At 64.7% G+C, this 20,493-nt stretch carries 16 protein-coding genes and 1 pseudogene; 15 read left to right on the forward strand and 2 right to left on the reverse strand.

Annotation, left to right across the window (positions count from 1 at the left end):
- Positions 1–185: 185 nt before the first annotated feature.
- The 8 genes and pseudogenes from AWB67_RS26585 (at position 186) to AWB67_RS26615 (ending at position 8,555) form a co-directional block, all read left to right on the forward strand.
- Positions 186–1,010: an HpcH/HpaI aldolase family protein gene (locus tag AWB67_RS26585; RefSeq protein ID WP_087659201.1), complete on the forward strand. Its 825-nt coding sequence runs from the start codon at positions 186–188 to the stop codon at positions 1,008–1,010.
- A gap of 20 nt (positions 1,011–1,030) precedes the next feature.
- On the forward strand, positions 1,031–2,212 hold the full coding sequence (locus AWB67_RS26590) for an acyl-CoA dehydrogenase family protein (RefSeq protein WP_087659202.1): 1,182 nt from the start codon (positions 1,031–1,033) through the stop codon (positions 2,210–2,212).
- A gap of 81 nt (positions 2,213–2,293) precedes the next feature.
- Positions 2,294–3,398 (forward strand): annotated as a pseudogene (locus AWB67_RS42005) (FAD-binding protein); the annotation flags it as partial.
- Between the two features lie 234 nt (positions 3,399–3,632).
- Complete coding sequence (locus AWB67_RS42010) at positions 3,633–4,001, forward strand: hypothetical protein (RefSeq protein ID WP_235025331.1); 369 nt, start codon at positions 3,633–3,635, stop codon at positions 3,999–4,001.
- Entirely contained in the window at positions 3,994–5,226 is a 1,233-nt protein-coding gene (locus AWB67_RS26600) for a CaiB/BaiF CoA transferase family protein (RefSeq protein WP_087659203.1), read from the forward strand. The genes AWB67_RS42010 and AWB67_RS26600 overlap by 8 nt, the downstream gene beginning before the upstream one ends.
- The gene (locus AWB67_RS26605; protein ID WP_087659204.1) at positions 5,223–6,863 is read left to right on the forward strand and encodes a GMC family oxidoreductase; all 1,641 of its coding nucleotides are present in this window, start codon (positions 5,223–5,225) and stop codon (positions 6,861–6,863) included. The genes AWB67_RS26600 and AWB67_RS26605 overlap by 4 nt, the downstream gene beginning before the upstream one ends.
- On the forward strand, positions 6,860–7,609 hold the full coding sequence (locus AWB67_RS26610; protein WP_087659205.1) for an electron transfer flavoprotein subunit beta/FixA family protein: 750 nt from the start codon (positions 6,860–6,862) through the stop codon (positions 7,607–7,609). Before AWB67_RS26605 ends, AWB67_RS26610 begins: the two co-directional genes overlap by 4 nt.
- A gap of 10 nt (positions 7,610–7,619) precedes the next feature.
- A complete protein-coding gene (locus tag AWB67_RS26615; protein ID WP_087659206.1) occupies positions 7,620–8,555 on the forward strand; it encodes an electron transfer flavoprotein subunit alpha/FixB family protein in 936 nt (311 codons plus the stop codon).
- A 383-nt stretch (positions 8,556–8,938) separates the two neighbouring features.
- Here AWB67_RS26615 and AWB67_RS26620 read toward each other — a convergent pair whose 3' ends face one another.
- Complete coding sequence (locus AWB67_RS26620; RefSeq protein WP_087659207.1) at positions 8,939–10,378, reverse strand: aldehyde dehydrogenase family protein; 1,440 nt, start codon at positions 10,376–10,378, stop codon at positions 8,939–8,941.
- Positions 10,375–11,313, reverse strand: coding sequence for a LysR family transcriptional regulator (locus tag AWB67_RS26625; RefSeq protein ID WP_087659208.1), 939 nt, complete (start codon positions 11,311–11,313; stop codon positions 10,375–10,377). Before AWB67_RS26625 ends, AWB67_RS26620 begins: the two co-directional genes overlap by 4 nt.
- Before the next feature lie 298 nt (positions 11,314–11,611).
- On the opposite strand from AWB67_RS26625, the gene AWB67_RS26630 reads away from it, so the two are divergent.
- From AWB67_RS26630 to AWB67_RS26660, 7 genes are read left to right on the forward strand one after another with little or no spacing between them, the layout of a single operon-like run.
- Positions 11,612–13,114, forward strand: a complete 1,503-nt coding sequence (locus AWB67_RS26630; protein ID WP_087659230.1) for a UbiD family decarboxylase — start codon at positions 11,612–11,614, stop codon at positions 13,112–13,114.
- Positions 13,107–13,727, forward strand: coding sequence for a UbiX family flavin prenyltransferase (locus AWB67_RS26635; RefSeq protein WP_087659209.1), 621 nt, complete (start codon positions 13,107–13,109; stop codon positions 13,725–13,727). Before AWB67_RS26630 ends, AWB67_RS26635 begins: the two co-directional genes overlap by 8 nt.
- Positions 13,724–16,747 carry a xanthine dehydrogenase family protein molybdopterin-binding subunit gene (locus AWB67_RS26640; protein ID WP_087659210.1) on the forward strand — a complete coding sequence of 1,008 codons (3,024 nt, stop codon included), beginning with the start codon at positions 13,724–13,726 and terminating at the stop codon, positions 16,745–16,747. Before AWB67_RS26635 ends, AWB67_RS26640 begins: the two co-directional genes overlap by 4 nt.
- A complete protein-coding gene (locus tag AWB67_RS26645; protein ID WP_087659211.1) occupies positions 16,744–17,565 on the forward strand; it encodes an FAD binding domain-containing protein in 822 nt (273 codons plus the stop codon). Before AWB67_RS26640 ends, AWB67_RS26645 begins: the two co-directional genes overlap by 4 nt.
- On the forward strand, positions 17,562–18,107 hold the full coding sequence (locus AWB67_RS26650) for a (2Fe-2S)-binding protein (protein WP_087659212.1): 546 nt from the start codon (positions 17,562–17,564) through the stop codon (positions 18,105–18,107). The genes AWB67_RS26645 and AWB67_RS26650 overlap by 4 nt, the downstream gene beginning before the upstream one ends.
- Positions 18,100–19,671 (forward strand): AMP-binding protein, encoded by a 1,572-nt coding sequence (locus AWB67_RS26655; protein WP_087659213.1) that lies wholly within the window; start codon positions 18,100–18,102, stop codon positions 19,669–19,671. The genes AWB67_RS26650 and AWB67_RS26655 overlap by 8 nt, the downstream gene beginning before the upstream one ends.
- A gap of 6 nt (positions 19,672–19,677) precedes the next feature.
- Positions 19,678–20,484: an enoyl-CoA hydratase/isomerase family protein gene (locus AWB67_RS26660; RefSeq protein ID WP_087659214.1), complete on the forward strand. Its 807-nt coding sequence runs from the start codon at positions 19,678–19,680 to the stop codon at positions 20,482–20,484.
- Positions 20,485–20,493 lie beyond the last annotated feature (9 nt).

A 20,493-nucleotide genomic window follows, 5' to 3' on the forward strand; every position in this document is an offset into this window, starting at 1 on the left:
ATGCGCGCCCGCATCACATCTCGCTGCGCCGCCGTCTTCCGCTCGATCAGCGCTAGCAGTTCCTGTCTTTCTTTGTTCGCCAGCTTCACTGGCGTTGCATGGCGGCCTCGGCTCATCCCGTCATGATAATCGAGGCGGTTACTTATTCAACCTATTTACGGGATGTTGTACTAGGAACCCACATCATGCAAAGCATCAAGAATCACGCGAAAGCGCAACTGCAAGCGGGCGGACTCGCCCTCGGCATGGGGCTGCGTCAAGCCCGCACCGTCGATATCGCGCAGATCGCGAAGACGAGCGGCTTCGACTGGCTCTTCATCGACATGGAACACAACTCGATGGACATCGACACTGCCGCGCAAATCTGCGCGGGCGCGCTAGTCGGTGGCATCACGCCGATCATCCGCGTGCCCGGCCACGAGGCGTTCCACGCGACACGCCTGCTCGACACCGGCGCGATGGGCATCGTCGTGCCGCACGTGAGCACGGCCGAGCAGGCGACGCACGTGGCGAACATGTGCCGCTTTCCGCCCGCTGGCGGTCGCTCGATTCCCGGCATGTTGCCGCAGGTCGGCTTCGAGGCGCTGCCGATCGCGGATGTCGTCCGTGCGATCAACGACGAGATTCTGGTCGTCGCGATGATCGAAACGGGCGAGGGTCTGCAAAACGTGGAAGCGATCGCGGCGGTGCCGGGCATCGACGTGCTGCTCGTCGGCACGACCGATCTCGCGGCCGATCTCGGTATTACCGGGCAATTGGGCCACGAGCGCATAGGCGATGCGATCGATGCGGTGTGCGCCGCGTGCGCGCGCAATGGCAAGGTGCCGGGCGTCGGCGGCGTGTATGACGAAGCGCTGATGCGCGCTTACGTCCAAAAGGGCGCGCGCTTCATTCTGAGCGGCTCGGATCTCGCGTTCCTGATGGCAGGGGCGAAATCCCGCTCGAAGATGCTCCGTTCGATCCCGCTCGACACAGAGCAAGACCAGGCCCTGGAACGGGCCGCATCCTGATTCGCTCGGAGGAGACAAAGTTGAATCCCGAATACGCAGCAAACCTCGTCAATCGACGCGACCTGAAACCTTACCTGAGCGCGGACCAGTTCGAATTCCGCGATTCGGTGAATCGCGTGCTGACGCGCCATGCGTCGCCCGAATACATCCGACAATGCGACGAAGAGAAGCGCTTCCCGCAAGAACTCGTCGATGTCGCCGCACAGCAGGGCTGGTTCGGCATCACGCTGCCGGAAGAGCACGGCGGGATCGGCGGCTACCTCGACATGGCCGCATACCTCGAAATCGTGGCCTATCACACCATCGCGCTCGCGCGCTTCTGGAACGCGAATGTGAACATGTGCGGCGGCGCGCTCGCGCGCTTTGCGCCGGATCACATCAAGTCCGAGGTGCTGCCGAAGCTCGCCGAGGGTCGTGCATGGCTTGCTTTCGCGCTGAGCGAGAACGGCTCGGGGTCGGACGCGGCATCGCTCACGACCCGTGGTGTCGAAGACGGCGACCACTACGTGATCGATGGCACCAAGATGTGGATCTCGGGCGCCGTGCAGGCCGACTACATCCTGACCGCCGTGCGCACCGACCCCAACGCGAAAAAGCACGACGGCATCAGCCTCTTTCTCGTGCCGACCGAAACGAAGGGCCTGGCGATCAACCCAATCGACCTGCTCGGCGGCCACGCGATTCGCACCTGTGAAGTCGTATATGACGGCGTGCGCGTGTCGAAGGAGAACATCGTGGGCGGCCTGCACGTGGGCTGGAAGAAGCTCACGACAGTGCTTTCGAAGGAACGCATTGCGTTGTCGGCGATATGCGTCGGCGGCGCGCAGGCGGCGATCGATCTCGCGCGCTGGTACGCGAACGACCGCAAGCAGTTCGGTCAATCGATCATCGATTTCCAGGCGGTGTCGCACCTACTCGCCGACATGCAGACGCGCGTCGACGCTGCCCGCATGATGGCGTTCCGCGCGGCGAAGCTGCTTGACGAAGGCGAGGCCTGCGACGTGGAATCGTCGCAGGCGAAGTATTTCGCCTCTGACACCTACGTGCAGGTCGCGACCGACGGCATCCAGATCATGGGCGCGAACGGCTATTCCGCCGAATACGCGATGCAGCGCCACTTCCGCGAAGCCAAGATGTTTCAGATCTTCGGCGGCACTAATCAAATCCAGCGCAACATCGTCGCGCGCGCGCTGAAGTCATAACGGAGATCGACGGTGAATCTGGTTCAATCGTTGGAAAGACTCGGCTTCGAAGTCGATCAGGCAAAGGCCGATGTCGTCGTGGTGGGCGGCGGCGGGGCGGCATCGCAGGCGGCGGTTTCAGCGGCGCAGGCGGGCTCGAAGGTGCTCGTGCTGGCTAAGGCGCCGGTCGGGCAGGGCGGCAGCACCGTGCACGGCGCGAGCGAGATCATGAGCATGGGCGCGTCGGGCTACGGCAGCCAGGAGGACAGCCCGACCGTCCACTACGAAGACACGATGCGCCCGGCAGGCGGCTTCATCGATCGTGATCTGGTGCGTGCTGGCCGAAGACGCGCCTGCGCGCATGGCCGATCTGATCAGGCTCGGCGTGCCGTTCGATCGCATCGGTGAGGGCTACAAGCTGATTCAGAGCGACTTCGGCAGTTACGCGCGAGCGCTCGGCGTGAGAGGCAAGACCGGCAAGGCGTTCGTGACCGCGCTCGCCGACGAGGCGAAGAAGCTCGGCGTCGAGGTGCGTCATTCGGTGGCACTCGTCGACTTGTTGCGCGATGGGCGGGGACGCGTCGCCGGCGTCGTCGGCATGGATCTGGAGACGCGGCGGCTTCTGGTCGTGACGGCCGGAGCGGTCGTGCTCGGCACGGGCGGCGTGCATGGCCTCTTCTCGCAGCAGGTATCGACAGCCGAGTTGACCGGCGACGGGCAAGCCATTTGCTTTCGCCACGGCGCGGAACTCGTGAACATGGAGTTCCATCAGTTCGGCCCGGCGATGGTGCATCCGTACGTGCAACTCTTCAGCAAGTCGTGCTTCATCCTGCATCCGAAGATGCTCAATCGCGAGGGCCGCGAATTTCTGACGGACTATTTGCCTGCGGGCGTCACCCAGGAAGCGGTGATGAACGAGAAGGTGTTCCCGTTCACGATCTCCAACGAGTCGCGCTACATCGACATTGCGATCGCCTCGGAAATTGCGGCGGGACGCGGCACCGGTCGCGGCGCCGTGCACTTTTCGTTCGCGCATATCGAGCCGGCCAGGCTCGCTTCGACCATCCCGAACACGGTGCGCTGGATGCACGCCAAGGGGCTCGATCCGCAGCGCGATCTGCTCGATGTCGGCATTGCGTTCCAATGCCTGAACGGCGGCGTGCGCATGACCGACACCCACGCAATGTCCACGATCGACGGACTCTTCGTGATCGGCGAACTGGCGGGCGGCGTGCGCGGACCGGATCGGCCGGGCGGCAATTCGCTTGCCGAGGGCCAGGTGTTCGGTCATCGCGCGGGCGTGGGCGCCGCGGCTTTTGCGCGTGAGGAATCGTCTTCGGGAGTGGCCGATGCCGAGCGCGCCGCCGAACGTCTTTCTCTGGCGCTGAAGCCCAACCCAGGTTTCGATGCACAACGCATTGCCGCCGATGTACGCAACGCGATGCAGACGCATTGCCTCGTCGAGAAGACGGAATCCGGACTCAAGCAAGCGCTGCAAGTCGTGCGCGAGGCCCGCGGGCGCTTCGAAGCCGGCGGCGCGGCCCCGCCGCAGAGCGTCATCGACGCGCTCACCATCGACAACATGTCGAGCACGGCTGAGGTGATCCTGCAGGCATGTATCGCGCGGCGCGAATCGCGCAGCAGCCACTATCGCACCGACTACGCCGCGCGTGACGACGCGAACTTCGGCCACGCGCTGACCATCACGCGAGGCGCCGACGATCCGTTCCGCCTGAACTTCGACGCGCTGCACTACGCGCACGCCGACTTTCCTGAACAACCGCTTTCGCAGGCAGCCAATCATGGATAAGACGCAATCCGGCCCACTCTCGGGCTATCGCATCCTCGACCTGACGGTGATGACCGCTGGCCCAGTCGGTACGGTGCTGCTTGCCGATCTCGGCGCCGATGTGATCAAGGTGGAAGAACCCCGCGCGGGAGACTTGTCACGCAACCTCGGCAACCAGTTCGTCGAAGGCGAAAGCGTGCAGTTCCTCTCGCAAAACCGCAACAAGCGCAGCATGCGGCTCGACCTGAAATCGCAGCAAGGGCGGGATGCGTTCCTGCGCATGGCTGAGCAGGCGGATGTGGTCGTCGAGAACTTCAGGCCTGGAACGGTCGACCGGCTCGGCATCGGCTATGAGGCGGTGAGGGCGCGCAATCCGAAGATCGTCTTTGCGAGCGTGTCGGCGTTCGGCCAGAGCGGGCCGTACGCCGCGTGGCCCGCGAACGATCCGATCGTGCAGGCGGTGGCCGGCCTCATGGACATGACAGGGGAGGCGGGCGGCAACCCCGTGCGGCTTGGCGCGCCGCTGCCCGACTTCGGCGCGGCCGCGTTGCTCGCGTTCGGGATTTCGGCGGCGCTGCTGCATCGCGAGCGGCATGGCGTCGGGCAGCAGATCGATACGTCGCTCTTGTCGGCCGCGCTCTTCAGCACGATCCCGCGCGACGGAGAAACACTCAGAAGCGGCAAGGCGCCTGAGCGCCTGGGAAGCGGCCATCCTACGATGGTGCCGTATCGCAACTATCAGGGCTCCGACGGCCGCTACTTCTTTGCGGCGTGCTTCACCGAGAAGTTCTGGCAAAACCTGTGCCGGGCGCTCGAGCGCGAAGACCTGCTGAGCGACGAGCGCTTCATCGGCAACACCGCGCGCACGGCGAACCGCAAGGCGCTCGATACGATCCTGGAGCAGCAGTTCCTCATGCACACCGCCGACTACTGGGTTGCGCATTTGAGCGCCGCCGACGTGCCGTGCGCGAAAGTGCAGGACTATCACACGGCGCTTACGCAGGACCCCCAGATCAAACACAATGCGGCGGTCGTCGAGATCGACCATCCGAAAGCGGGGAAGGTCACGAACATCGCGAGCCCGGTGAATTTCCATGGAAGCCCGGTCGCGTACCGGCGTCCGCCGCCCGTGCTCGGCGAGCACACGGCCGAAGTACTGGCGGAATTTGGCTTTAGCGTGAGCGAAATCGCCGCGCTCGAAGGCAAAGCTTCCGTGCAACTCGCCGAAGCCGAGGCGAGATCATGAAGACGTACGCAGCTGACTATGTGATTGTCGGCGCCGGGACGGCGGGCTGCGTGCTGGCGAACCGGCTTTCGGAAGACCCGGGCGTCAAGGTCATCCTGATCGAGGCGGGCGAGCGTGACCGTCATCCTTATATTCACGTGCCGGCAGGCTTTGTACGCCTGCTCGACCATCCGACCGTGACCTGGCGCTATCGAACCGAGGCGAACGCGCAGACGAGCAACCGCGAGATCCTGTTCCCGCGCGGTCGCGGGCTCGGCGGGTCCAGCGCAATCAACGGCCTGCTGTACGTGCGGCCGTTCGCGGAAGACATCGACAGTTGGGAAGCGGCGGGCGCGCGCGGCTGGAACTTCGCGGACTGCCTGCCGTACTACAGCCGCTCGGAGACGTGGACCGAAGGCAGCGGCCCACAGCGCGGCACCAACGGTCCAATCCAGGTGAGCCGGGTGAAGAACCCGCCGGAGATCTGCGGCGCGGTGGTCGCGGCGGCACAGCAGGCAGGACTCGAATTCCTCGACGACCCCAACTCGACGACGCACGGCCCGTCGATCTGGTACTACCAGCAGACGCGCGACGGACGGCGGCGGTCGAGCGCCGCGCGCGGCTATCTGCGGCCCGCGATGGCGCGGTCGAACCTGATCGTGCTGACCGGTTTGCAAGTCACGAAGCTGGAGATGAACGATACGCATGTGACCGGCGTCTGCGCGACGACAGCGGGCGGCGAGCTTGCGACCATCCGCGCGCAACGGGAAGTGATTTCGTGCGCCGGCGTGATCGGCACGCCCAAGCTGCTGGAGATCAGCGGCATCGGTGACAGGGACGTGCTCGATAACGCGGGCATTAAGACGTGCGTCGCGCTCCCGGGTGTCGGCGCGAATCTGCAGGATCATTATGTCGTGCGCCTGGGCTTTCGCGTGCGCGGTGCAGGGACCGCTAACGAACGCTCGCATGGTCTCGCGCTTGCACGCGAAATGATGCGCTACGTCGTCTCGGGCACGGGCGTCCTGACCTATAGCGCGGCGATCGTCGGCGGCTTTGCGCGGACGCTCCATGCCAACCGCCCCGATGTGCAGTTCGTGATCGCGCCAGGCAGCTTCGCGGCGGGACGCATCGGCGTGCTGGAGAACGAGCCAGGTATTTCGTGCGGCGTGTGGCAGATGCGGCCCGAGAGCCGCGGACACGTGCATATTCGCAGCAAGGACGTGGCGGCATCGCCCACCATCGCGCCTTCGTATCTCACCAGTGAGCTCGATCGCAACACAATGGTGGAAGGGCTCAGGATCGGCCGGAAGATTTTCTCGCAGCCTGAAATCGCTCGTTTCATCGTCGACGAGACGGTGCCGGGTCGCGCGGTCGAGAGCGACGAAGCGCTGCTGCAATACGTGCGCGAGAACGGTTCAACGGTGTATCACGCGGTCGGCACTTGCCGCATGGGCGAAGATCCAATGAGCGTCGTCGATTCCGAGCTGCGCGTGCGCAGGATGACGGGGCTGCGGATCGTGGATGCATCGGTGATGCCTACGATCACATCGACCAATACGAATGCGACGGTACTGATGCTTGCGGAACGTGCGGCGCAGATCATTCGCTCGCCGCAAGCGGCGGGTTTCGCTAATCAACGATCGACGGAGACGGTATGAAGGTGCTGGTGGCTGTTAAGCGGGTGGTCGACTACAACGTCAAGGTTCGCGTGAAGTCGGACGGAAGCGGCGTCGATATCGCGAACGTGAAGATGTCGATGAATCCGTTCGATGAGATCGCGGTGGAAGAAGCTGTGCGTCTGCGCGAAGCGGGCATTGCGACTGAAGTCGTAGCCGTGTCGTGCGGCGTGACGCAATGTCAGGAGACGCTGCGCACGGCGATGGCGATCGGCGCGGATCGCGCAGTTCTCGTCGAATCGGCTGATGAATTGCAGCCGCTGGCGGTCGCGAAGATTCTCAAGGCGCTGGTCGACAAGGAACAGCCTCAGTTGGTGATTCTCGGCAAGCAAGCCATCGACGACGACTCGAATCAGACCGGGCAGATGCTGGCTGCGTTGACGGGATTGCCGCAGGCGACGTTTGCATCGAAGGTCGTTGTAGCCGATGGCAAAGCGACCGTGTCGCGTGAAGTCGATGGCGGTTCGGAAACGCTTTCGCTCACGTTGCCCGCCGTCATCACCACCGACTTGCGCCTGAACGAGCCGCGCTATGTCACGCTGCCCAACATCATGAAGGCGAAGAAGAAGCCTTTGGAAACGCTGAAGCCGGCGGATCTGGGCGTCGATGTCGCGCCGCGTCTGAAGACGCTGAAAGTCGCCGAGCCTCCCAAGCGCTCCGCCGGCGTGATGGTGCCGGACGTGAAGACGCTGGTCGAGAAGCTCAAGACCGAAGCCAAAGTGCTCTAAAGGAAAGAACATGACGATTCTGGTAATCGCAGAACACGACAACGCATCGATCAAGGCAGCGACGCTGAACACGGTTGCGGCGGCTTCGAAGATCGGTGGCGACATTCACGTGCTCGTGGCAGGTTCGAACGCGCAAGCCGCGGCCGATGCCGCCGCGAAGATCGCAGGTGTATCGAAAGTGCTGCTGGCCGACGCGCCGCAACTCGCCGACGGGCTGGCTGAGAACATCGACGGTACGGTGCTGAACATCGCGAAGGATTATTCGCACATCCTCGCGCCCGCTACCGCATACGGCAAGAACATCGCGCCGCGTATCGCGGCGCATCTGGACGTCGCGCAAATCAGCGACATCACCGCGGTCGACAGCGCCGACACCTTCGAGCGTCCGATCTACGCGGGCAACGCCATCGCGACGGTGCAATCGAGCGATCCAATCAAGGTCATCACGGTGCGTTCGACGGGCTTCGATCCGATCGCAGCCGAAGGCGGCAGCGCAGCGGTCGAGAAGATCGAAGCGGCAGCCGACGCAGGCATTTCGCAGTTCGTGAGCCGTGAACTGACGAAGCTGGACCGCCCGGAACTGACGTCCGCGTCGATCATCGTGTCGGGCGGCCGTGGTCTCGGCAACGGCGAGAACTACTCGAAAGTGCTCGAACCGCTGGCTGACAAGCTCGGCGCGGCACTCGGCGCATCTCGTGCCGCAGTCGACGCAGGCTTTGTCCCGAACGATTATCAAGTCGGTCAAACCGGCAAGATCGTCGCGCCGCAGTTGTATGTGGCAATCGGCATCTCGGGTGCCATTCAACATTTGGCCGGGATGAAGGACTCGAAAGTCATCGTCGCGATCAACAAGGACGCTGAAGCGCCGATCTTCGGTATCGCCGATTACGGCCTCGTGGGCGATCTGTTCAGCGCGGTGCCGGAACTCATGAGCGAGCTTGACTGACCCTCACGAGCGCATGCATCTTTGGTGACCGCTGGCCGGCCAAGCGATCTTGCCTGCGGAGCTATCGATGGAAAAGATTATGTCTTCGAGAGCTCTGGCTGTCGCCAATCCCGAGCCTGACGTGTCTCGCCGGAGTTCTCGTCCCCGCGCCGACATGTTCCGTCATACGGGAATGGATTGAGCGCCGCGCGATCGGGCTCGCCGACTTGCCCTATCCAGAGCGCTTGTCGTCGTGGTGCCCCGTCGCGGAAGGTGACTGCGCCCCGCGAACGTGGGCTATCCCAATGCCGATCGTCTGTCGTCTTCTTCTGAGTCCCGGCAGTGAGCCATGAACAGGCCGACGGCCTGTCGGAAAACAGGCGGAGTCGCCCCCGCCAACGTACTCAACGTAGCGGTGTTACACCATCGGCAACGCCAGCCGGCATGCAGATGTGCTTGATTTCCGTGAAGTCGGCGAGCGCGTCGTAGCCGTGCAGGCGGCCGAGACCGCTTTGCCGGTATCCGCCCGTTTCCGCTTCGGCAAAGAGCTTGTTGTGATCGTTGATCCACACCGTGCCGTTGCGCAACGCGCGCGCGATCCGATAGGCGCGCGCGCCATCGTGCGTCCACACGCTCGCGGACAGCCCGAATACGGTGTCGTTGGCTTTCTCGATTGCTTGCGCTTCAGTGTCGAATGTCTCCAGCGTGACGAACGGTCCGAAGATTTCCTCCTGGCAGAAGAATCCTTTCGGGTCGCTGTGTTCGACGAGCGTCGGCGACAGGAACGCATGCCCCGAGCGCTTGCCGCGCAGCAGTACGCGATCGGCTTCGTTGCAGGCACGGGCAATGGTTTGATCGACCGCGTCGCGCGTGGCCGCGTCGATTAGCGGACCGATGTCCATTGCCTCGTTGATGCCTTCGCCCACTTTCAGCGCTGCGAGCGCACGCGTCAGATGCTCGCGCATCTCGGCTGCTCGCCGGGCATGCACGAGCACGCGGCGCGCAGCAGTGCATTGCTGACCCGAGATGATCGTCGCGGCGCGTGCGATACGCGGCGCGATCGCGGCGACGTCCGCATCCTCGAAGACGACACAGCACGACTTGCCGCCGAGTTCCAGCGAGAGCTTCTTCATGCTTTCGGCGGCAGCGGCCATGATTTTCTTGCCCGTCGCGGTCGATCCGGTGAAACTCACCACGTCTACGTCATGCGACTCGACCAGCCGTTCGCCCGCCGCATAACCGACCTCGTTGACGAGGTTCACCGCGCCCTTCGGCAGCGTGGTCTGCTCGAAGCAGCGCAGCATGGCCGCGATGACCAGGGGGGTCTGCGCGGCCGCTTTGACGATTGCGGTGCAGCCAGCGGCGAGCGCCGGCGCGAGCGAGCGCACGAGCAACACCGCGGGCGCATTCCAGGGCACGAAGATGGCGGCGACGCCAGCGGCTTCGCGCAGCATCGTCGAGATCGTTCCCGGTTCGGGTTCCAGCACGTGCCCCGCGACGTGCCGAGCGAGTCCCGCGTAATAGCGCACTTCGGAAATCGCGCCTGCGATCTCGCCACGCGATTGCGCGATCGTCTTGCCGTTTTCGCGCGTGAGGAGCGTCGCAAGCGGCTCGCGTTGCGCATCGAGTGCGCCGGCCCATGCGAGTAGCACGTCTTGACGCAGGCGCGCGTCCTGCGCCCACGTCGTGCGGTCGAACACCTGCCGTGCTGCGGCGATGGCCGCATCGGCCTCCGGTGCGCCGCCGTCGGCGAACTGGCCGATGCTTTCGCCGGTAGCGGGGTCGATGCTGTCGACGGACGGCATGCCGACCCATGCGCCGGCTATCCAGTGTGATGCGTTCATACGGTTTCCTTTGGGACAAGAGCGGCATTCATGCCGGATGCGTTCGACACGCGGTGCAGTTCGTCAGCGATGATTTCGATCAGCGCCTCGGCCGCAGCGGACAGTGGCCTGCGCGGATGACTCACGCGCACGATATGCCGCACGATGCGCGGCGCGAGAATCGGATGGGCTCGCAGTGTCCCACGCTGAACGGCCCGACCGACGGCGATGCGCGGCAAAATCGTGGCAAAGCGGGTGCTCTCGACGAGCTTCACGATCGTGCTGAGCACGTCGATTTCAAAGCGCGGCGCCAGCAGCACGTCTTCGTGCTGCGCAGCGGTATCGAGCACGCCGCGCAAGCCGTGGCGCTTGGTCGGCAAGACGAGTTCGAGTTCGGGCAACTGCGCGAGCTCGATCGTGTGCGGTAGGTCAGGGCCGTGCTCGACGCTCGTCGCCAGCACCATTTCTTCATCGAGCAGCGTCTGCGAATCGAGAGACAGGCGCGAGCGCGGCTTGTTGATGAGGGCCGCATCGAGTTGCCCGCCTGCGACCCAGTCAATGAAGGTCGCGCTGAAACCGTCCGCCACCGTCACTTCGACATGCGGATAGCGCGCATGAAAGCGCGAAAGCGAATCGGCAAGCACACTCTCCGTCACTGATGCGATGAGCCCGATGCTCACGTGCCCCGTTACGACTTCGTCGCGCTGCTGAAGCTGCTGCCGCGCGTGCGCGAGGTCGCGCATGATCGGAAGGAAGAGGCGATACATCAGGCGTCCGGCGGCGGTCGGCGCCATACCGTGCGCGCCGCGCTCAAACAATTGCTGATGCAGCTCTTCCTCCAGCTTCGCGATCTGCATGCTGAGCGCAGGCTGCACGATGTTCAGTCGTTTGGCCGCACGCGTGACGGATCCGTCCTCGAAGAGCGCGATGAAGTACTGGATTTGCTTGAGGTCCATTTTCGTTTCAATAGGCTATCAGCGAGTCTTATGGCGGCTGGCTACATTATCAGATTACGGCCGCAGGGCATCTTACAGGCCACTTCCCTCCAAGCACTCGCGTGCGTTACAGCGTCAGGGCTCTATTGATATAGTTCTGAAAGACCGGTGTCATCGGGGCTAACACTGATATCAACATTAATGATTCGAAACATCAAAAAACAGTATTAGAACTTATAACGCGATCTCGCTACGCTTCATTTCAGCCCTTGCAGCGGTGCTTTAGCCGGAAAACGCAAGGGACTTGATGGAGACGCAGATGAACACTCGCGATGCCGCGACGCACGGCACCTTTCCGACCCGGCCTCTTCCGTGGGCTTCGAATCGTTCAGAGACGGCAACGCTCACGCTGCGCGACTGGCTCGCGCATCTCGCGAAGACCAGCCGCTTGGCGACCATCGACCGGCCGGTTGCGCTCGAGCACGAACTCGCCGCGATCGCCAAACGGCTCGACGGCACGCAGGCCGCTTTCTTCACGCAACCCGGCGGCAAGGACGTTCCGGTCGTCTCCGGCTTTATGTCGAAGCGCGGCTGGATTGCGGAAGCGATGGGCGTCGAGGAATCGGGCCTGCTCGCGCGCTTTTCGGCGGCGGCCGCGCAGCCGCTCGCATCCAGGGTAGTCGATCGGGCGGACGCACCCTGTCAGCAGATCGTTCATACGAATGGCGTCGACCTGCACGCACTGCTGCCCATTCCCACGCACAGCGAACATGACAACGGCCCGTACATCACAGCGGGTCTTGTCATCGCGCGCAATCCGCGCACCGGCGTGCAGAACGTGTCGATCAACCGCATCCAGGTGCACGGCCCCGACCGCATGGCGATCCTGCTGCTGCCGCGCCACCTGTACGCGTTCCAGAAAGCCGCCGAGGAAGCGGGCGATGCGCTCGACGTTGCGGTCGCCATCGGCGTCGATCCGCTGACGATGCTCGCCTCCCAGGCGATCACGCCGATCGATCACGACGAGCTGGAAATCGCGGGCGCGCTGCATGGCGCGCCACTGCCGGTCGTGAAGTGCGTAACGAGCAATGTGCATGTGCCGGCGTTCGCGGAGATCGTCGTCGAAGGGCGCATCCTGCCGAACGTGCGCGAGCCGGAAGGTCCGTTCGGCGAATTCCCGAAGTACTACAGCGCAAAGGAAGCGCGCGAGGTGATCGAAGTGACGGCGCTCACGCATCGCCGCGATCCGGTCTTTCATACGATCGTCCCCGCCGAGATGGAGCACTTGCTACTCGGCGCGATTCCGCGTGAAGCGACGCTGCTCGCGCATCTGCAACGCAGCCATCCGGGCGTCACGGACGTGCATCTGTCGGTGGGCGGTGTGTGCCGCTATCACCTCTGGGTGCAGTTCGACAAGAAGCGCGAAGGCGAAGCGAAGAATGTGATCCTGTGCGCGTTCGGCGCGCATTACGACATCAAGCAGGTCGTCGTCGTCGATACCGATGTGGACGTGCACGATCCCGCCGAAATCGAGTGGGCAATCGCAACGCGCTTCCAGGCGGATCGCGATCTCGTCGTGATCGAGGGGGCGCAGGGTTCGCCGCTCGATCCGTCCACGACTGTCGACCAACCGGCGGCCGCGCCGCCGCATCTGCAAGGTGTGAGCGCCAAGATGGGTCTTGACGCGACGCGGCCCGTGGTCTACCCGGAGCATGTTTTTACGCGCGTTCGCATTCCGGGCCAGGACACGGTCGATCTCGCCGCACTCGTCGCCGCGGACAACGCCGCATTCGACGCCTACCTGAGCCGCGATCATGGCTGAGCGCAACAAGTCGCGCATCGTCGTCGGCATCTCGGGCGCGAGCGGCGCGGCGATCGGCGTGCGCCTGCTCGCTGCATTGCGCCGGCTCGGCACGCACGAGACGCACCTGATCGTGTCGGCTTCGGGCGCCGTGACAGCCGCGCAGGAGCTCGGACTCGGACGCGGCGACCTCGTTGCGCTCGCAGACGTCGTGCATAACGTGCGCGACATCGGCGCGGCGGTGGCGAGCGGCTCGTTCCTGACGGACGGCATGGTGATTGCTCCATGCTCGATGAAAACGCTTGCGGGCGTCGCGAACGGCTTCGCCGACAACCTGCTCACGCGCACCGCCGATGTGATGCTCAAGGAGCGCCGCCGCCTCGTGCTAGTGGCGCGAGAAACGCCGCTCAACCTCGCGCATCTGCGCAACATGATGCTCGCGACCGAGATGGGCGCGATCGTGATGCCGCCGGTGCCCGCGTTCTACGCGCATCCGAAGACGATCGACGACGTGGTCGATCACACCGTCGGCCGCATTCTGGATCTGTTCGGCATCGAACATGGCGAGATCGCGCGGCGCTGGAGCGGCCTCGCGGACGAGTTCGCGAGCCGAGACGAAGGAGCCGCGTCATGAACCAGCGTGAGCCCGCTTTCGCAAACATCGACGCAGGCGCGGAGCAGGAGCCGCTTGCGAAGCGCCACGTCGGCCGCTCGATGCAGCGCCTCGAAGATCCCGCGATCCTGACCGGCCGCGGACGCTACGGCGACGACATCGCGGTGAAGCCCGGCACGCTGCACGCCGCCGTCCTGCGCTCGCCCCACGCGCACGCGGAGCTGGTCTCGATCGATGCGCAAGCCGCGTCGAAGCTGCCCGGCGTGCGCGCCGTCCTCACGCGTGACGACTTGCGCCCGTGGTCGCGGCCGTTTGTCGTTGGCGTGAAGTCGCCGATGGAACAATGGTCGCTCGCGATGGATCGCGTGCGTTATGTCGGCGAGCCTGTGGCGGTGGTGATGGCGGAATCGCGCGCGCTCGCCGAAGATGCGCTCGATCTCATCAAGGTCGACTACGCGATGCTTGATCCGGTCACGTCGATCGAGCAATCGATGAACGACGATGCGCCTGTCTTGCATGAACGCGTCGGCACGAACGTGATCAGCGACCGGCATTTCCGCTATGGCGATCCCGAAGCCGCGTTCGAAGCGGCGCCGCATCGCGTGAAGTTCGTCGCCCACTATCCGCGCAATACGTGTGCGCCGATCGAATGCGGCGTGGTGATCGCGGAGTATCTGTCGGGCGACGAGGGCTACGACGTCACCTCGAATTTCATGGGACCGTTCTCGCTGCACGCCGTGATGGCGATGGCGCTCAACGTGCCGGCGAATCGTCTGCGTCACAAGGCGCCGCGCGATTCGGGCGGCAGCTTCGGCGTGAAGCAGGCGGTGTTTCCGTATGTCGTGCTGATGTGCCTCGCGTCGCGCAAGGCGGGCGCGCCGGTGAAGTGGGTCGAGGACCGGCTGGAGCACCTGAGCGCTGCAACGTCGGCCACCGCGCGCTTCTCGACGATCGAAGCCGCCGTCGAAAACGACGGACGCATCACCGCGCTTTCCTACGATCAGCTCGAAGATGTCGGCGGCTACGTGCGCGCGCCGGAACCCGCGACCTTCTACCGAATGCACGGCTGCCTGACGGGCGCGTATGCCATCGACCACCTCGTCGTGCGCAACCGCGTCGTGCTGACCAACAAGACGCCGACCGGGCTCGTGCGCGGCTTCGGCGGCCCGCAAGTCTACTTCGCGCTCGAACGGCTGATGCAGCGCATCGCGATCGAATTGAAGCTCGACGTGCTGGACGTGTATCGCCGCAACTTCGTTCCCGCCGATGCGTTTCCGTATCGCGCGGCAGCGGGCGCGTTGCTCGACTCGGGCAACTATCAGGAAGCGTTGCGCCGCTCGCTCGCGGACGGCGGCTATGACGAACTCGTCGCGCGGCGCGAGGCGGCGCGCAACGAAGGGCGGTTGTACGGCATCGGCTTCGCGGCGATCGTCGAGCCTTCCGTGTCGAACATGGGCTACATCACGACCGTGATGCCCGCCGACGCGCGCAGGAAAGCCGGGCCCAAGAACGGCGCGATCGCAAGCGCGACGGTGAGCGTCGATCTGCTCGGCGGCGTGGTCGTGACGGTGGCGTCGACGCCGGCGGGGCAGGGACACATGACGGTCTGCGCGCAAGTCGTGGCGGATGTGCTCGGGCTCGATCCGAAAGACATCGTCGTGAACGTCGAGTTCGACACGCACAAGGACGCGTGGTCCGTCGCGTCGGGCAATTATTCGAGCCGCTTTGCGGGCGCCGTGGCGGGCACCGTGCATCTCGCCGCAATGCGGGTGCGCGACAAACTCTCGCGCATCGTCGCGAAGCAGTTCGGCTGCGCACCGCAAGATGTCTGCTTCGATGCCGCGCGCATTTATCCGAAGGGCGCCGAGGATCGCGCACTGCTGTTTCCGCGTGTTGCGAGCAACGCACCGCATTGGGCGCCCGCGCTCCTGCCCGAAGGCGAGGAACCGGGCTTGCGCGAGACCGTATTCTGGACGCCGCCGAACATGGAAGCGCCCGACGAGAACGATCGCATCAACACGTCGGCGGCCTATGGATTCGCTTTCGATATGTGCGGCGTCGAAGTGGATCGCGCGACGGGTCGCGTGCGCATCGACCGCTACGTGACCGCGCACGATGCCGGCACGCTGCTGAACCCCGCACTCGCCGACGGCCAGATTCGCGGTGCGTTCGCGCAAGGACTCGGCGCGGCGTTGATGGAAGAGTTCCGCTATGGCGCGGACGGCAGCTTCCAGTCCGGCACGCTCGCCGACTACCTGATGCCGACGACCTGCGAAGTGCCCGATCCGCTCATCGTGCATCTGGAGACGCCGTCGCCGTTCACGCCGCTCGGCGCGAAGGGTCTCGGCGAGGGTAACAACATGAGCACGCCGCCGTGCATCGCAAATGCTGTCGCGGATGCGCTTGGCGTCGACGATATTCGCCTGCCGCTGACGCCCGCGAAAGTGATGGCGCTGATCGGCATCGACGATCCGGAGCCGTCGCGGCCCGAACTGCGCGACGCACCCTCGAAGAAGCCCGCGACGCCGGGCGGCAAGGCGCTGACGGCGCAAGGAACAGTCGATTTGCCCGCGACGCCCGAAGCGGTTTTCGCCGTCTTGCTGAACCCGCAAGCGCTCGCGAAGGTCATCCCCGGCTGCCATGCGCTCGAAGAGACTGCGCCGAACCAGTATCGCGCGGATGTGACGGTCGGCGTCGGCATGATCAAGGCGCGCTTCGAGGCTCGGATCGGCTTGTCGGAGATCGACGCGCCGCATCGGCTGCGCCTTGCGGGCGCGGGTATCTCGCCGCTCGGCAGTGCGCGCGGCAACGGGCTCGTCGAACTCACGCCGACAGACCACGGCACGCGGCTTTCATACGACTACGAAGCGCAGGTGTCGGGCAAGGTCGCGGCGGTCGGCGGACGCATGCTCGAAGGCGCGGCAAAGGTCGTGCTGAAGCAACTCTTCGAATCGCTCGGGCGACAGGCCGCCGGCAAGTCCGTGCAGGCGGGAGGATCGTGGATCACACGCCTCTTCGCACGCTTCAGGAGACATTCATGAAACCGGCGCCGTTCGATTATTTGCGCGCCATGACGACGCACGATGCGCTCGGCGCACTCGCCGAATTCGGCGAGGACGCGCGCGTGCTCGCGGGCGGCCAGTCGCTGATGGCGGTGCTCAACATGCGGCTCGCGCAACCGCGCGTGCTCGTCGACATCTCGCGAACCGAAGAGTTGAACGCGGTCCACGTCGACGACAAAGCGGGCCAACTGGTCGTGAGCGCGGCGGCGACGCAAGGCAGCGTCGAATGGCGCAAGACCCTGCGCGACGAAGTGCCGATGCTCGCGCTGGCGTTCCCGCACATCTCGCATTTCCAGATCCGCAATCGCGGGACGGTGTGCGGTTCGATCGCGCATGCGGACCCGAGCGCGGAACTGCCGCTCGTGCTCGCGGCGCTCGGCGGCGATGTCACATTGCGCTCGAAGAAGAAAAAGCGCGTGCTCGCTGCGCAGGACTTTTTCCAGGGCATGTTGATGACCGCGCGCGAGCCGGATGAACTCGTCGAGTCCGTGAGCTTCCCGCTAAGGAAGCCGGGCGAGCGCTACGCGTTCACCGAATTCTCCGCGCGTCACGGCGACTTCGCGATGGTCGCGTGCGCGGCGATCGTGACGGACGACGCGATCCGCATCGCGGTGGGCGGCGTCGCGGACCGGCCGATGGTCGAACGCTGGCCGCGCCTCTCAGGCGACGACCTGCGCGGTGCACTGAACGATTTGAGCTGGCAGTTGGGCGCGCAGGACGACGCCCACATCAGCGCGAAATACCGCCGGCATCTGGTCCGGCAACTCGGATGGCGCGTGATCGAGGAGGCGAAGTGAGCAAGACATCGATGAACATCATGCGGCAAGGCGAAGCGCAGCACATTACGCTAACGCTCAACGGCCGCGAACGAAGCGGTCATTGCGAACCGCGCGAACTGCTATCGGACTTCATCCGGCACGAACTCGGGGCGACCGGCACGCACGTCGGCTGCGAGCATGGCGTGTGTGGCGCGTGCACGGTCCACATCGACGGCGTCGCGGCGCGCTCGTGTCTGATGCTCGCGGTGCAGGTGCACGGAAGGCGTGTCGATACAGTCGAGGGTCTCGCTCCCGACCAGACGCTCGGCGACTTGCAGCAGGCGTTTCAGCGGCATCACGCGCTGCAGTGCGGTTTCTGCACGGCGGGCATTCTGATGTCGTGCGCAGACTATCTGCAACGCGTGCCCGACCCGAGCGAGGAACAGGTGCGCGAGATGCTCTCGGGGCACATCTGCCGATGTACGGGCTATACGCCGATCGTCAAAGCGGTGCTCGACGTGGCGGCGCGCCGCAATGGTCGCATTGGCAGCGAACAAGGCGAGGAGGTCGAGCATGCTTGATCTCGGCCGCACCTTCCTGCAAAGCGTCGAGCGCAGCCCGCATGCGCTCGCACTCGTCGACGGCGACTTGCAGTTCACCTACGCACAGTGGCATCGCGTCATTCTCGATCTCGCCGATGGCTTACGCGAACTGGGTCTCGCGCGTGGCGATCGGCTGCTCGTCGTGCTGCAGAACCGCTGGGAAATGGCGACGCTGCACTGGGCCTGCCAGATGGCGGGCATCGTGATCGTGCCGCTCAACTGGCGCGCCAAGCCCGACGAACTCGACTATTGCGTGACCGACGCGGGCGTGAAGGCGATCGTCTACGAGCCGGTGTGCGCGGATGCCGTCGTGCAAAGCAGCGCGGCGCAGAACGTGCCGCGCATCGGACTCGACGATGCCCAGGGCCGCACGACGTCCTTCGACGCGCTGCTTGTCGAACGCACGCATGCAGGCGAAACGACCCACGCGAACGCCGACGATCTCTCGCTGATCCTCTACACCTCGGGCACGACCGGCAAGGCGAAGGGCGTGCCGCGCCGTCACCGCCACGAACGCGCGGGCGCGCTCGCGCACGTCGCGCAGAACCTGTACCGGCACGGCGAACGCACGCTCGGCGTGATGCCGCTCTATCACACGATGGGCGTGCGCTCGCTGCTCTCGATGGCGCTCGTCGATGGTCTCTTCGTCTGTGTGCGGCGCTGGAACGCGCGGCTCGCGCTCGACTCCATCGCGAAACACGGGCTCACGTGCCTCTATCTCGTGCCGACGCTCTACCACGACCTGCTCAGCGATTCCGCCTTCGCGAACATCGATACCTCATCGGTGACGAAGCTCGGCTTCGCGGGCGCGCCGATGAACGATGGCCTGCTCAAACGCCTCTCGTCCGCGTTCGAGCCGCAACAGTTCGTCAATCACTACGGCTCGTCCGAGGTCTACACCTTCAGTATCGACCAGGACGCGACGAAAAAGCCGGGTAGCGCGGGACGCGCGGGCATCAACACGCGACTGCGCGTCGTAAAGCTCGACGCGAGGTCGCCCGACGATCTCGCGGCCATGAACGAGGAAGGGCAGATCATCGCGGACCTGCTCGGCGACGAAGCGTTCGAAGGCTACTGGAACCGACCCGATGCCGACGCGAAGTCGCTGCGCGAAGGCTGGTACTTCACCGGCGACACCGGCTACTTCGACGAAGACGGCGACCTGTATGTGTCCGGCCGCGTGGACGACATGATCATCAGCGGCGGCGAGAACATCTCGCCGGTCGATATCGAATCGGTGCTCTCGCTGCATCCGTCGGTCGATGAAGTGGCCGTCGCCGGCGTGAAGGACGAGCGCTGGGGCCAGCGCGTCGTCGCGTTCATCAAGCGCCGCGATTATGTCGATTCAGCCGCGCTCGACGCATGGTGCCGCGAGTCGGACCTCGTCAATTTCAAGCGGCCGCGCGACTACGTGTTCGTCGACGACATCCCGAAGTCGCCGGTCGGCAAGATCCTGCGCCGCAAGCTTTCCGCTGGCGACTATCAACGCGATGACGGTCCGTCCGCATCCGCTGCACACCACACCGAAACCACGAAGGAGTAAATCAACATGACCGACTTGACCCATCGCGGCCAGGCGCTGCTTCAGGACCTCGACGGATTCACGATCGAGATCGACGCCGCGCGCGAGCGCGCCGACATCATCCTGCATCGCCCGCCGTTCAACGTGATTTCAATGCACGCGCGCGATCAATTGCGCGCGGCGTTCGAGGCGCTCGACGAAGACGACCGCGTGCGCGTGATCGTCGTGCGGGCGAAAGGCGAGCATTTCTCGAGCGGCGGTGACATTCGGGGCTTTCTCGAAGCATCGCCGGAACACGTGTCGAAGCTCGCTTGGAACATCGCGGCACCCGCGCGCTGCTCGAAGCCGGTGATCGCGGCCAATCGCGGCTTCTGCTTCGGCGTGGGGTTCGAGTTGTCACTTGCGTGCGATTTCCGCATCGCGACTGAGACCACATTCTATGCGCTGCCCGAACAGAAGCTCGGGCAGATTCCGGGCTCAGGTGGATCGGCGCGACTGCAGCAGATGGTCGGGATCGGCAGGACCAAGGACATCGTGATGCGCTCGCGCCGCATCGCGGGCAAGCAGGCGTACGAGTGGGGCATCGCGGTCGAGTGCGTGCCGGACGCCGAACTGGAAGCCGCCACCGATGCACTCGTCGACGAGTTGCGCACATTCTCGCCGCTCGCGCAACGCACGGCGAAGAAGCTGCTCAACGATTCCGAAGATACGCCGCTCTCGATCGCGATCGAACTCGAAGGGCATTGCTACAGCCGGCTGCGCACGTCGGAGGATTTCCGCGAAGGAGTCGAAGCGTTCCATGGCAAGCGCAAGCCGGCGTTTCGCGGTTCCTGAGAAGTCAGC

It is taken from the genome of Caballeronia terrestris (assembly GCF_001544515.1).
Lineage (GTDB): Bacteria > Pseudomonadota > Gammaproteobacteria > Burkholderiales > Burkholderiaceae > Caballeronia > Caballeronia terrestris.